Raw genomic sequence first — 12,464 nt, forward strand, 5'->3', positions numbered from 1 at the left:
CCTCGTCGCCTTGAAAAAGGCGGCGTTTTTTTATGCGTCGGCGCGGGCGAAAACGCTATACTAAAGGTGCATTGCGAAGAGGAGGGTCTTTATGGCAAAAGCATGGTGGAAAGAAGCAGTCGTGTACCAGGTTTATCCCCGGTCGTTTCAGGACAGTGATGGCGATGGCATCGGCGATCTGCGGGGCATTCGGGATCGCCTCGACTACATTAAGCAGCTCGGGGCCAACGTGATTTGGCTGAACCCGATTTACGCGAGTCCCAACGATGATAACGGTTATGACATCAGTGATTACCAGGCCATTCATCCGGATTTCGGCACGATGCAGGACTTCGACCAACTGCTGAACGCGGCGCACGCCCGCGGGCTGAAGATCGTGATGGATCTGGTGGTCAACCACACCAGCGACGAGCATCACTGGTTCGTCGAAAGCCGCAAGAGCCGGAACAATCCGTACAGCGATTACTACCTGTGGGTCGATCCGGTCGATGGGCACGCGCCAAACGACTGGGAGTCGAGCTTCTCCGGCTCGGCCTGGCAGTACGACGAGACCCGCAAGCAGTACTACCTGCACCTGTTTTCCAAAAAACAGCCCGACCTCAACTGGCGGCTGCCGGCGGTGCGTCAATCCGTTTACGACCTGATGCGCTTCTGGCTGGACAAGGGCATCGACGGGTTCCGGATGGATGTCATCAACTTCATCGGCAAGCCGGAAATCTTCACATCGGCTTCCCCGTCGCCGATCAACATGCCGCAGGTGCAGGACTACCTGAAGGAAATGAACCGGGAGGTCCTGAGCCACTACGACATCATGACCGTCGGTGAAATGCCGGGCACGACGCCGGCATTGGCGCGCGACTACACCGGGTTTGACACGCATGAGCTCAACATGATCTTCCAGTTCCAGCACATGGGCGTGGACCTGGATCCAAAATTCGGCAAGTGGGTACACCATCCGTTCAAGCTGTCCACCCTGAAAAAAATCATGGACCGCTGGCAGGTGGGGCTGGATGGCCAGGCCTGGAATTCGCTGTACTGGAACAACCACGATCAGCCGCGAGTGGTGTCCCGCTTCGGCAACGATTCGCCGGAGTTCCGCGAGCGTTCGGCCAAAATGCTGGGGGCGGTGCTCCACTACCAGCAGGGCACCCCGTACATTTACCAAGGCGAGGAGCTGGGGATGACCAACAATGCGGCGTTCACCAAGCTCAGCGACTACCGCGACATTGAAAGCCTGAACGGCTACCATGAGTGGGTCGACGAAAAAAAGGCGCTGACGCCAGCGCAAATGCTGGCCGGCCTCGCTGCCGGGTCGCGCGACAACGCCCGCACACCGATGCAGTGGGGCACCAAGCCCAACGCTGGCTTCACGCCGGCGGGGGTGACCCCGTGGCTCAAAGTGAACCCCAACTACGTGACCATTAACGCCGATCAGGAAGTCCGCGACCAAAATTCGGTCTTCAACTTCTACCGGCAGATGAACCTCTTGCGGGCCGCGAATCCCATCATCACGTACGGCGACTTTCAGCCGCTGGCCGAAGACGACGAGAAGGTCTGGGCCTATCAGCGGCACTACGAGGGCCAGACGCTGACCCTGGTGGCCAACTGGACGGCGAAAAACATCACGCGCGCTTGCGCCGCCACGGCTGGGGAGCTGCTGCAAAGCAACTACCCGGACGATTTGGGGGAGACGCTTCGGCCGTACGAGGTCAAAGTCTACCTGGCGTAAGCAATCATGAGTGTCATTAATGCCATCGGCGTTTGCGCCGATGGCTTTTTTGCGCAAAAAAAATGCCTCTCCGAAGAGAGACATGGATTGATTTTTGCCTACTTAGCAGAACTGCTTGAGCCGAGGTAAACGGAAAGGACATTCTTCAAATCGTTGTCCTTGATTGAAACATCCGCCTTGGTCAGGACCTTCTTGATGATCCCGTTCATGACGGTGCTGTCGCTTTCCCAAGAAGTGTAGAGCTGATCGGTCAGTTCCTTCTTGTGTGACTGCTCACTGCCCTTTTTCGGGATCTTGACCGCGCGGATGATGTGATAGCCGTAACTCGTCTTGACCGGGGTGGTGGTGTAGTCGCCGGCCTTCTTCAGCTTGAAGGCCGCAGCCTTGAAGGTGGAATCGAGGCTGGTATCGGTGTTATCAAAGGCTGGCAGCTTGCCGGCGTTTGAAGCAGTGGCGGTATCCGTTGAGTACTTCTTGGCCAAGGTCTTGAAGTTTGCTGCCGAGTTATCCTTTTTCAGGGCCGCTAAGACCTCGTTGGCAGTCGATTCCTTGGCCACGAGGATGTGCTGAACCGTGATTTTTGGCTCGTACTTCTTCCATTGATTGTCCAACTGCTTCTGAGTCGGTTTCTTCAGGTCTTTCAACGCGGCTTCGGAAAGCAGGGAAGTCTTGATCTGGTCCTTGAAGGACTTGGTCGTCAGGTTGCTTTGGGCCAGCGCACTGTCGAAGTCCTGACCGGCGTCGGTGTACGACTTCTTGACCTTGTTGTACTGCTTGTCGACCTGTTTATCAGTCCCGGCCTTTGGGTACTGCTGCTCCAAGGCTTTCGTGACGATCATGTTCCGCAGGGTGTCTTCACCGCCGCTGCTGGAGGTCTTCATTTCGTTGTAGTACTCGTCTTTGGTGATTTTGGCGCCCTTCATGTTGGCCACTGTGGCGTTATCGCTTGAGCAACCCGCCAAGGTCAGGGCAAGCAAGACACCGGCGATACCGGCGATCCATTTCTTCATAAATAAACAGCCCACTTTCAATGTGATTTGATTTACAACACGGGGTCTAATATACCACAGACCGCCCGGATACGCGCGGTATTCACAGAAGCTTCAAACTTCTGAGGCTAGTCCGCGGGCTGGTCGGCCGCGGCGTCGGCGCGATCAGGCGCCGGTTTGTCGGCCTGGCTGGCATCGCGGTTAATGTCGTCAATGGTGCTGGCGATCTGGTCGAGCTGGGTCTGGAGCGCCTGACTGTGGGCTTCGGTTTGGAACTGGAAGTCGGTGACCTCATCGGTAATGTCCTTGACGGTCGGCTGCAGCGTTTCCTTGATTTCCTTTTGCAGGTCGGCCAAGGCACTGCCGAGCCGCTTGACCGCGTGCTGGACGTCCTCGGTGGCGCCGGTGACGTCCTTAGAGTAGTCGGCGAAGGACTGAATGCGTTCCGGACCGCTTTTTTTCGTGGTCAGCAGGACGTAGCAGGTGCCGGCAAGTGCGCCGAGTAGAAAGCCAGTTTTGAATTTAGCCATTAGTCTTGCACCTCCTGGCGAATTTTTTGGGCGATGGCCTGCAGCTGGTCATTCGTGTAGGCCTTGGTGTGGTCGCCGAAGTGGATCGAGAAGTCATCATCCTGTGAGTAGCGCGGTACCAGGTGAATGTGGGAGTGGAAGACGCTTTGGTAGGCCACTTCACCGTTGTTGTTCAAAATGTTCATGCCTTTGATGCGAGGGTCTGACGCCTTGATGGCCCGCGCCAGCTTTGGAACGCGTGAAAATACCGCTTTGGCCAGCTGCTCGTCGTAGGCAAAAATATCCGCGACGTGCTTCTTGGGCACCAGCAGCGTGTGGCCCGGCGTGGTCTGCGAAATGTCCAAGAACGCCAGGACCTGGTCGTCCTCGTAGACTTTCACGCTGGGAATCTGGCCGGCAACGATTTTACAAAAAATGCAGTTTTCATCCATGTTCTTTTCCCTCTTTCATCAACGTTTAATCTGCTTCCATGCTATCATAGAACCATTACTATGAGTAGAAGGAAAGAAGGCTGGGCATGACGCTGACGCTAGAACACGTCACCGGTGGGTACGGCAATCTGCAGGTGCTCAAGGATTTGAATTTCACGGTGGCCGATGGGAGTATTGTTGGGTTAATCGGTCTAAACGGGGCGGGCAAGTCAACGACCATTAAGCACATTATCGGGCTGTTGACGCCGCAGCAAGGCAAGATCACGATCGATGATAAGACCCTTGCCGAAGATCCTGACGGCTATCGGCAAGCCATTGCCTACGTGCCCGAGACGCCGGTGCTGTACGCCAAGCTGACGCTGCGCGAGCACTTGGAGCTGACCATGATGGCTTATGCGCTGGACAAGGATGCCGCGTGGGCAAAGGCCAACGAAATGCTTAAGAAGTTTCGCCTGGACAACAAGCTGGATTGGTTTCCGGCCAAGTTTTCCAAGGGCATGAAGCAGAAGGTTATGATCGTGGCGGCGTTCATGACCAACGCCAAGCTTTACATCATCGATGAACCCTTCACCGGGTTGGACCCGCTGGCCGTGCACGACCTGCTGGATTTGGTCCAGGCCAAAAAAGCGGCGGGCGCGTCTGTGCTGATGTCCACGCACATTTTGGCTACCGCTCAGCAGTACGCCGACCAGTTTGTGCTGCTGCGCAGTGGCCAAGTCCGGGCCACCGGCAACATGGCGCAGCTGCGGCAGGACTTCAAGCTTGCAGACGACGCCAGCCTGGATGCGATTTACATGGCCATGACGGAGGAACGCTGATGCGCAAACTTTGGCAAGGCCGCTTGAGGCGGCATCAAAAAGAACAATTCAAATACTTGCGGCTGGTCTTCAATGACCATTTTGTGCTGATCTTGTTGATTCTGTTCGGTGCGCTGCTTTACGGGTACAGCCAGTGGGTCAAGGCGCTGATGCCGGCGTGGTGGCTGCGGCCGGCGCTGGCGCTGGTCCTCACGCTGCTGCTCAGTTTTGGTCAACTGGCGAGCCTGAGCGAGCCAGCGGACGCGACGTTCCTGCTGCCGCAAACCAGCGCTTTTGCGCAGTATCTGTTTAAGGCGCGGCGGTACTCGCTGCTTCTGCCTGGCGCGGTCCTGGTGCTGAGCGCTTTGGCCAGCGTGCCGCTGCTCATGGTGCTGCACTTCGATCCGCTGTCCAGTGGCGTGACCCTTGGCCTTACGCTGCTGATATTCAAGGACCTTGACCTGTGGCTGCAGCTGATCGACCATTACGGCGTCTCGCGGCCGGCCTGGGTCGCGCGGCTCCCGCTCTTTGGGGCCGGGTTTGCCGCCCTGACCTTGGGGCTGTTTCTGCATCCGGCGTACGCCATGGTGATCGCCTTGGCCCTGAATCTGGGGTTTCGCTGGGTGGTGTTGGCCCGCTTTCAGCCTGCTGCCCTGGACTGGCTGAGTCTGAACGCCAGCGAAACCAAGCGCATGGATCGGCTGTACCGCTTTTACAACTTATTCACTGACGTGCCCGGACTCAATTCCGGTGTGCATCGCCGTAAGTGGCTGGACATTTTCCTGCCGCTGGTGCGCAAAACGCCTGCCCACACTTGGTCCTACCTGTACCTGCGCGGCTTTTTGCGCCAAACGACTTACCTCGGCCTGTGGGTGCGCTTGGTGGTTGTCGGCGCCGTCGTGCTCGCGCTGATCCAGGTGTGGTGGCTGGCGGCCCTGGTCGCAGCGCTGCTGGTGTACCTTGTCGGCTTTCAGCTGCTGCCCTTGGCCTTTGCTTACTCGGAGATGGTGATGGCGCGGCTTTATCCGGTGCCGGCCAGTCAGCAGCGGGCGGCGTTTCAGCACCTGACCGCGGTGTTGCTGATCGTGTTTGCGCTGGTGCTGACGGTCGGGCCGCTGGTGCTGGGCCACTGGCTGATTGCCTTGAGCGCTGGGGCCGGGGGCTTGGTCTTAGCCGTCCTGTTCGCTTTTTGGTACCTGCCGCAGCGGCTGCGGAAAAAACCCTTGATGCCGGCTTGACCGGGGGCGCACCGGTTCTGTAAGATGTCTATAGCTGATTTTAAAATTTCGTCCCGTGATTGGGGCTGCCGAAGGAGGCAGCGGCATTGTTCGATTTGGAACCCGGCTGGTCGCTGGAGCCAATAGGCGGCACGACCGGTGGTGCGTTTATGGGCGTCTACGCCCACGAGAAATTCTTTTTAAAACGCAATGCGTCCCCTTTTTTGGCGGCCTTATCTGTCGAGGGCATCACGCCTAAGCTGATCTGGACCAAACGCATTGCGACCGGCGACGTCCTGACCGCTCAGGACTGGGTCAATGGCCACACGCTGACCCGCGCGCAAATGAATAGTCCGATGGTGGCGCAGCTGCTTGGCAAGGTGCACAACTCGGTGCTGCTAAGGCGAATGCTGAAAAAAGTTGGCGGTTCGCCGCAAACGCCGCGCCAGCTGTTTGACCAGGTCGCATCTAGCCTGCCCGCATCGCTGCGCCAGCACCCGCTGGTCCAGGCGACAATCACGGCCCTGCAGGTCATGCCGGGCGCGGCGCCAATGCGCGTCTGCCACGGTGACTTGAACCATAAGAACTGGCTCTTGTCTGATTCTCAGCAGTTGTACCTGGTGGACTGGGATCAGGCCAGCCTCGGGGACATCGCCTTTGATCTGAGCGTGGTCCTGATCAATTACGTGCCGCGGCCGCAGTGGGAAGACTGGCTGCGCGCCTATGGCAGCAGCCTGACTTCAGACCTGCTGCAGCGCATCACTTGGTACGGCCGGCTTCACCTTTTGCACGAGGTGGCGGCGCAGTACGCTGCGCAACGTTACACGGAAATGAATCAGGCGCTGACTCAGCTCCAGCAGCTGAGCTTGGCGCAATGAAAAAGGACCGCGCAGTTTGCGCGGTCCTTGCCATGAGAAGGAGAACGTTATGCGATTAAGGAACAAGCCGTGGGCGGCGCCGCTCATTGACGCCCACCCCGAATACCTCAGCGTGCGGCCGGAGGGGATGCCAGGCAAGTGGCAGGCCCGCTTTGAAAAACCGCAGCCGCTGTTTTTGGAAGTGGGCTCCGGCAAGGGCCAATTCATCACGGAAATGGCCAAGCTGCACCCGGACCGGAACTTCATTGCGCTGGAGATCCAGGAAGTTGCCATCGCCTACATCCTGCGCAAACAGGTGGCGCTGAAGCTGCCCAACCTGCAGCTGATCTTGGGCGACGGGGCAGACCTGACCACCTATTTTGAGCCAGGGGAGATCACGGGGTTGTACTTGAACTTCTCCGATCCCTGGCCGAAGAGCCGCCATGAAAAGCGGCGGCTGACCTACAAGACTTTTCTAGCGCAGTACCAGGCCATTTTGCCGGCCGGCGGGCAGCTGCAGTTTAAAACCGACAATCAGGGATTTTTCGAGTACTCGCTGGTCAGCATGAACAATTTTGGCATGACTTTCGAGCTGGTCGCGCTGGATCTGCACCATGACGGCCGGGTCCAAGACAACGTGGAAACCGAGTACGAGCACAAATTTGCCAGCCGCGGTGGGCGGATCTACGAGCTGCTCGCGCGGTTTCCCGAAGGCAAAGAAAAGCCGTCGCGCTAGGCGCAACGGTTAGATGCGGTCGAGGGTGACCAGCTTGCCAGTTTCGGCGACCGTGAAGTGGAAGGTGCCAGAGGTGGTGGTGACGCCGCCGCGGTAGCTGGCCAGCAGTTTGCCATCGACGAGGCTGGCGTCAGGGTTCATGTCGATCCAGCCGCCGGTGATCGTGCTGGGTGCGGCCAGTTCGCGCTGCACCCGCTTGAACAGGCGATTGGGCAGTGTCTTGTGCCAGTAAACATGGTTGAGGTAAGTGGTGGCCGCGGCCAGCGTGCTGAGACCCAAAACGCTGGCGGCCAGTGCGGTTGTTTTTTTCATGGCGTGACTCCTTTTGGCTTTCAGTATAGCCGAAAAAGTCCCGCCATGCATTGCTATCCAGCGTCAATCTTTGTATAATGTCCTTATTAAAAGTTAGCAGGGAGTGCATAAAATGAAAGAGTTCAAATCTGATGCCGAAATACTGGATGCCGCCAAGGGCCCAGGCAAGCAAATGCTGTTTTTCACGGCGGGCTGGTGCCCCGACTGCGCGTTTATCAAGCCGGCGATGCCGGAAATCGAGCAGGACTTTGCCGACTACACCTTTATCAAGGTGGACCGCGATGATAACATTAAGGTCGCACAGGAAATGGGCGTGATGGGCATTCCGAGTTTCATCGCGTTCGAAGACGGCAAGGAAATCGGCCGCTTTGTGAATAAAGACCGCAAGACCAAGCAGCAGGTAGAGGACTTTATCAGCAGCCTGGCCTAGGTCATTTGGGAGGAACTTTTTTTGATCACTAGTTATAATCAAACCGCGTGGGGAGACACGCTGGTTGCAGTTCTCGCGCCAGACCAGGAAGACGAGGTCGTCAAAACCAGCGCCGGAATCACCGGCATCTACGATCAGCACGGGCAAGCGCTTGGGTTCAACTTCTTCCACGTGAGCGCCATTGTGCCGGTCAAAGGGCGCGGTCAGGTCACACTGGACGAGGCGCAGCGTAGTCAGCTGAACGCCGCCATCTCAGGTGCCGGCCTGCCTGGGGCACTGCCGCTGACGGAGACGCCGAAGTTTGTGATCGGCAAGATCATTGATTTCAAGGCGCACCCGAAGTCCGACCACCTGCACATCACTAAGGTCGACTTTGGCAGCCATCAGGAGCAGATCGTGTGCGGCGCGCCGAATGCGGCCTTGGGTGAAACCGTCGTGGCGGCGCTGCCGGGTGCGATGATGCCGGATGGTAAAATCATCTGGCCAGGCGAGCTGATGGGCGTGGAAAGCGACGGCATGCTGAGCTCAGCCAAAGAGCTGGGGATTCCCGGGGCCCCAGACAAGCGCGGCATTTTGCTGATGCCAGACAGTATTCCGGCTGGCACCCCGTTTGATTTTAAGCAGGCTGAAGCCGTGGTTGCGGCGCAGGCCTGAGGCAAACGACTCTCGTGTGAGAGCCGTTTTTTTTGTTGGCACCGGGCGGATGAAAAGTCGTCGCCTTGGCGTGAAAATAAAGCCGTTCGTTTTCATCGCAGGCGGCGGATTTATCGTGCGCGTATGCTAAAATAGGCGGTGAATGTAATTGGAAAGGGGCTTAGGTATGGCGCATTATGATGGACCGGTGTTTCACCGGCAACAGACGACCAAACCAGCGGCGTATCCATTGCCGCCGCGCAGGCTGCGGCAACATGAACCAGCCGGCAAAAGCCCGCAGGATGACTTGGCCGTGGCGCCGCTGGACGCGCTGGCCACGCCTGATAGTGTGGCCTGGCAGCGCCAAGGCGACACCGTGGACTACGCTCAAATCGTGCAGCAACTGACCGTCGATCCGGCCCGACTGTACATTCTCGATGACGGGCGGCCGGGCGTGGACTGGGCCCAACCTGAAACCGAGTCAGGCGAGGAGGTCCAGACAAGTGCTTCGGCTGAGGTCGGCCAGCCGGTTGCGGAGCCTGACCGACCCACGACTGCCGACTCAGCAGCAAACGTTGAATCAGTCAAATCGGTTTCGGTGCGGGCCGCTGCGCATGACAGCAGTGGTGAAGCCTCGAAGCAACCAATCCGGTCAGCGACGCGTGATGTCGCTCCGGAAGAGGTCGACCGTGAGCTCGCCCAAACGACACCGCTGGTTCAGATCAAAGACGCGGATGGCCGTGTGCCGGCCACTGTCTCTGAACTACTGACTGACCATCAGGCGGCTCGGCAAGCTGCTCCCAAACCCCAGCGGCGTCTATCCACGCGGCCAGATCCGCGTGCGGTTGCCAGCAGCGTCAGAACGTTTTTGGCGACGCATCAGGCCGTTCATTCGGCCAAAGGCGCAACGCCGCGAACTGATGGGCCAACCGCACGACCGACCGCAACTGAGGCGGGGCCAAAACCCGCCAAACAGCCGGCAGTGACCGCTGCATATCAGCTGCCGCCTTTATCACTGCTGAAAGAACCGGTTCAGGCCGATACAGCGGCGCAGCGCGCGTGGGTGGCCAAGCAGACCGAGCAGCTGGATGCGGCCCTGGCCAATTTTCACGTCGACGCACACGTGGTGACCAGCACGGTGGGTCCGACCGTCACTCAGTACCAGCTGAAATTAGCGCCAGGCGTGAAGGTCAGCAAGATCACTCACCTGCAGGATGACTTGAAGTTGGCGCTCGCGGCGCGCGATATTCGCATCGAGGCGCCGATTCCCGGCCACAGCACGGTCGGCATTGAGGTGCCGAATGTGAAACCGCGGCCCGTCATGCTCAAGGAAATCCTTGCTGCGCCGGCTTTTCGTGAGGCTAAGTCACCGCTCACGGTAGCGCTTGGAGTCAATTTGTTTGGCCAACCCGTTGTGGCGAACTTGGCCAAGATGCCGCATGGTCTGATCGCTGGTGCGACCGGAGCCGGGAAATCTGTCTTCATTAACAGCCTGATCACGTCGCTGCTGTATAAGGCGACGCCGCAGCAGGTGCGCCTGCTGCTGATCGATCCGAAAGCCGTCGAGTTGGCGGTTTACGATGGCTTGCCGCACCTGGTCGCGCCGGTCGTTTCCGACCCCAAGAGTGCCAGCGCGGCGCTTAAGTGGGTCGTGGACGAAATGGAGCGGCGGTACGAGAAAATGGCGGCGGCCCACGCGCGGAGTTTGGCGCAGTTCAACGCGCTGGCGCGGGCGCACGGCAAAGACAGTCAGGTCATGCCGAGCATTGTCGTGATCATCGACGAGCTGGCTGATCTCATGCTGGTGGCCGCCAGCGAGATTCAGGACTACATCGCGAGGATCACGGCCAAGGCGCGGGCGGCAGGCATTCACCTGATTGTCGCCACCCAGCGGCCGAGCGTGGATGTCATCACCGGGACGATCAAGAACAACATCCCGACCCGCATCGCGTTCATGGTGGCCAGTCAGGTCGACTCGCGCACCATCATCGACCATGCCGGGGCGGAAAATCTGCTGGGTCGCGGGGACATGCTGTACCTAGGTAACGGGGCCAGTCAGCCGGTTCGCCTGCAAGGCGCGTTTATTGATTCGGAGCTGGAGCAGGTCACGGACTTTGTGCGCCGGCAGCAACCTGCCCAGTACCTGTTCGATCCGCACCAACTGGTCAAAAAAGCGCAGGCCATCGAAGCGCAGGACGAGTTGTTCCCACAAGTGCTAAAATATGTGGCGACGGTTGAGACAATCTCGACCTCGGCCCTGCAGCGGCAGTTCAGCATTGGCTACAATCGCGCTGCTAAGCTCATCGACGAGCTGACCGACCGCCACTACATTGCCGCGCAAAATGGCGCGAAGCCGCGCGACGTGTACATTAACAAAGAAGATTTGCCGACGCCTCAGGACGCCGACTAAGCTGAAAGGGTAGAAACAGACAATGACAGAGGAAATCGATTATTTTATCGGGATCAAAGGTTCAGGGATGAGTGCGTTGGCACTCATCCTTCACGATTTGGGCCACACGGTGCTCGGCTCTGACATCACGCAGTTCACCTTCACCCAGCGCGGGCTCGAATCCGCCGGGATCAAGATGCTGCCGTTTGACGCGGACAACATCAAGCCGGGTTACACCATCATCTGTGGCAACAGCTTCACCGATGAGCACCCTGAAGTGCAGCGTGCCAAGGAGCTAGGCTTGCCATTTTTCCGCTACCACGAGTATCTTGGCAAGCTACTGGAAAACTACACCAGCATCGGCGTCGCCGGCGCGCACGGCAAGACCTCCACGACAGGACTTTTGGCGCACACGCTGAGCGGGATCGACAAGACTTCGTACCTGATTGGTGACGGTACCGGCAAAGGGACCAAGGACTCGAAGTTCTTCGTGTTCGAGGCTGACGAGTATCGTCGGCACTTCCTGGCTTATCACCCGGACTACCTCATTGCGACGAACATTGATTTCGATCACCCAGATTACTACACAGGCATCGAGGACGTGTACGACGCGTTCGAGACCGAGGCCAGCCAGGTCAAAAAGGCCATTTTTGCCTGGGGCGACGACAAGTGGCTGCGTAAGCTCACCGCCAAGGTGCCGATCTACTACTACGGGTTGTCAGACCAAGACGATTATCAAGCCAAAAATGTTGAGCGGACGACTGAGGGCTCAGGGTTTGACGCCTACCATGACGGTCAAAAGATCGGTCACTTCTTCGTGCCGCTGTTTGGCGAGCACAGTGTGCTGAATGCTCTGGCGGTCGTGGCGGTCAGCGACGCGGAGGGGCTCAACCCCGACTACATCGCCCGTGAACTGGCCGGCTTCAAGGGCGTCAAGCGGCGCTTTTCTGAGACTGACGTCAAGGGCACGGTCATCATCGATGACTACGCGCATCATCCAAATGAAATCAAGGCGACGTTGGACGCTGCGCGTCAGAAGTTCCCAGACAAGGAAATCGTGGCGGTGTTTCAGCCGCACACCTTCTCGCGGACCATTGCTTACCTGGACGAGTTTGCCGCGGTCCTGAACACGGCTGATTCGGTCTTTGTCACGCCGATCTTCAGCTCCGCGCGCGAATCCTCGGGCTCGGTTTCGGCCGCGGATGTGGTGGCCAAGATTCCCAAGGGCGGGCAGGTGCTGCAGCTGGAAGACGTCTCACCGCTGCTTGCGCACAAGGACGGTGTGCTGGTCTTCATGGGAGCTGGCGACGTGCAAAAGTACGAAACCGCCTTTAAGGACCTGCTGAACAAGTAAACTTAAACAATCTAAGATTAGTTCCGGTGAGAATTGAGGCTTCACCTCGATTCTTACCGG

The 12,464-nt window shown here is 58.3% G+C and carries 13 protein-coding genes; 9 read left to right on the forward strand and 4 right to left on the reverse strand.

All coding sequences use genetic code 11. The features are described 5' to 3' along the window. The first annotated feature begins 91 nt into the window (after nucleotides 1-91). A complete protein-coding gene (locus tag FC75_RS03745) occupies nucleotides 92-1,729 on the forward strand; it encodes a glycoside hydrolase family 13 protein (RefSeq protein ID WP_054664977.1) in 1,638 nt (545 codons plus the stop codon). Between the two features lie 98 nt (nucleotides 1,730-1,827). On the opposite strand, the gene FC75_RS03750 is transcribed toward FC75_RS03745, so the two are convergent. The 3 genes from FC75_RS03750 to FC75_RS03760 all read right to left on the reverse strand — a co-directional run bounded on the left by FC75_RS03750 (nucleotide 1,828) and on the right by FC75_RS03760 (nucleotide 3,679). Next, on the reverse strand, nucleotides 1,828-2,739 hold the full coding sequence (locus tag FC75_RS03750) for a peptidylprolyl isomerase (protein ID WP_054664971.1): 912 nt from the start codon (nucleotides 2,737-2,739) through the stop codon (nucleotides 1,828-1,830). Between the two features lie 107 nt (nucleotides 2,740-2,846). Then, nucleotides 2,847-3,248 carry a YtxH domain-containing protein gene (locus tag FC75_RS03755; protein ID WP_056989160.1) on the reverse strand — a complete coding sequence of 134 codons (402 nt, stop codon included), beginning with the start codon at nucleotides 3,246-3,248 and terminating at the stop codon, nucleotides 2,847-2,849. Beyond that, a complete protein-coding gene (locus FC75_RS03760; RefSeq protein WP_056989161.1) occupies nucleotides 3,248-3,679 on the reverse strand; it encodes an HIT family protein in 432 nt (143 codons plus the stop codon). The genes FC75_RS03755 and FC75_RS03760 overlap by 1 nt, the downstream gene beginning before the upstream one ends. Nucleotides 3,680-3,765: 86 nt before the next feature. Here FC75_RS03760 and FC75_RS03765 point away from each other — a divergent pair, with 86 nt between their 5' ends. The 4 genes from FC75_RS03765 to trmB all read left to right on the forward strand — a co-directional run bounded on the left by FC75_RS03765 (nucleotide 3,766) and on the right by trmB (nucleotide 7,286). Beyond that, a complete protein-coding gene (locus tag FC75_RS03765) occupies nucleotides 3,766-4,497 on the forward strand; it encodes an ABC transporter ATP-binding protein (RefSeq protein WP_056989162.1) in 732 nt (243 codons plus the stop codon). Continuing rightward, nucleotides 4,497-5,714 carry an ABC transporter permease gene (locus FC75_RS03770; protein WP_056989163.1) on the forward strand — a complete coding sequence of 406 codons (1,218 nt, stop codon included), beginning with the start codon at nucleotides 4,497-4,499 and terminating at the stop codon, nucleotides 5,712-5,714. Before FC75_RS03765 ends, FC75_RS03770 begins: the two co-directional genes overlap by 1 nt. An 86-nt stretch (nucleotides 5,715-5,800) precedes the next feature. Continuing rightward, nucleotides 5,801-6,571 (forward strand): phosphotransferase family protein, encoded by a 771-nt coding sequence (locus tag FC75_RS03775; RefSeq protein ID WP_056989164.1) that lies wholly within the window; start codon nucleotides 5,801-5,803, stop codon nucleotides 6,569-6,571. Between the two features lie 49 nt (nucleotides 6,572-6,620). Further along, nucleotides 6,621-7,286, forward strand: a complete 666-nt coding sequence (trmB, locus tag FC75_RS03780) for a tRNA (guanosine(46)-N7)-methyltransferase TrmB (RefSeq protein ID WP_054664968.1) — start codon at nucleotides 6,621-6,623, stop codon at nucleotides 7,284-7,286. 9 nt (nucleotides 7,287-7,295) lie between these two features. Here trmB and FC75_RS03785 read toward each other — a convergent pair whose 3' ends face one another. Continuing rightward, nucleotides 7,296-7,598 carry a hypothetical protein gene (locus FC75_RS03785; protein ID WP_054664966.1) on the reverse strand — a complete coding sequence of 101 codons (303 nt, stop codon included), beginning with the start codon at nucleotides 7,596-7,598 and terminating at the stop codon, nucleotides 7,296-7,298. Between the two features lie 112 nt (nucleotides 7,599-7,710). Between FC75_RS03785 and FC75_RS03790 the strand changes: the two genes are divergently transcribed. The 4 genes from FC75_RS03790 (at nucleotide 7,711) to murC (ending at nucleotide 12,404) form a co-directional block, all read left to right on the forward strand. After that, a complete protein-coding gene (locus FC75_RS03790; RefSeq protein WP_056989165.1) occupies nucleotides 7,711-8,028 on the forward strand; it encodes a thioredoxin family protein in 318 nt (105 codons plus the stop codon). Nucleotides 8,029-8,049: 21 nt separating this feature from the next. Then, the gene (ytpR, locus tag FC75_RS03795; RefSeq protein ID WP_056989166.1) at nucleotides 8,050-8,682 is read left to right on the forward strand and encodes a YtpR family tRNA-binding protein; all 633 of its coding nucleotides are present in this window, start codon (nucleotides 8,050-8,052) and stop codon (nucleotides 8,680-8,682) included. 166 nt (nucleotides 8,683-8,848) lie between these two features. Beyond that, nucleotides 8,849-11,071, forward strand: coding sequence for a DNA translocase FtsK (locus tag FC75_RS12395; RefSeq protein ID WP_082623093.1), 2,223 nt, complete (start codon nucleotides 8,849-8,851; stop codon nucleotides 11,069-11,071). Nucleotides 11,072-11,093: 22 nt separating this feature from the next. Further along, nucleotides 11,094-12,404, forward strand: coding sequence for a UDP-N-acetylmuramate--L-alanine ligase (gene murC / locus FC75_RS03805; RefSeq protein WP_056989167.1), 1,311 nt, complete (start codon nucleotides 11,094-11,096; stop codon nucleotides 12,402-12,404). The last annotated feature ends 60 nt before the right edge of the window (nucleotides 12,405-12,464 follow it).

The organism is Lacticaseibacillus camelliae DSM 22697 = JCM 13995 (assembly GCF_001436615.1).
GTDB classification, from domain to species: domain Bacteria; phylum Bacillota; class Bacilli; order Lactobacillales; family Lactobacillaceae; genus Lacticaseibacillus; species Lacticaseibacillus camelliae.

Excerpts from the sequence above, each read along its gene's own strand:
- FC75_RS03745 (WP_054664977.1), top strand. The coding sequence starts at position 92 with ATGGCAAAAGCATGGTGGAAAGAAGCAGTCGTGTACCAGGTTTATCCC.
- FC75_RS03750 (WP_054664971.1), bottom strand. The coding sequence starts at position 2,739 with ATGAAGAAATGGATCGCCGGTATCGCCGGTGTCTTGCTTGCCCTGACC.
- FC75_RS03755 (WP_056989160.1), bottom strand. The coding sequence starts at position 3,248 with ATGGCTAAATTCAAAACTGGCTTTCTACTCGGCGCACTTGCCGGCACC.
- FC75_RS03760 (WP_056989161.1), bottom strand. The coding sequence starts at position 3,679 with ATGGATGAAAACTGCATTTTTTGTAAAATCGTTGCCGGCCAGATTCCC.
- FC75_RS03765 (WP_056989162.1), top strand. The coding sequence starts at position 3,766 with ATGACGCTGACGCTAGAACACGTCACCGGTGGGTACGGCAATCTGCAG.
- FC75_RS03770 (WP_056989163.1), top strand. The coding sequence starts at position 4,497 with ATGCGCAAACTTTGGCAAGGCCGCTTGAGGCGGCATCAAAAAGAACAA.
- trmB (WP_054664968.1), top strand. The coding sequence starts at position 6,621 with ATGCGATTAAGGAACAAGCCGTGGGCGGCGCCGCTCATTGACGCCCAC.
- FC75_RS03785 (WP_054664966.1), bottom strand. The coding sequence starts at position 7,598 with ATGAAAAAAACAACCGCACTGGCCGCCAGCGTTTTGGGTCTCAGCACG.
- FC75_RS03790 (WP_056989165.1), top strand. The coding sequence starts at position 7,711 with ATGAAAGAGTTCAAATCTGATGCCGAAATACTGGATGCCGCCAAGGGC.
- FC75_RS12395 (WP_082623093.1), top strand. The coding sequence starts at position 8,849 with ATGGCGCATTATGATGGACCGGTGTTTCACCGGCAACAGACGACCAAA.
- murC (WP_056989167.1), top strand. The coding sequence starts at position 11,094 with ATGACAGAGGAAATCGATTATTTTATCGGGATCAAAGGTTCAGGGATG.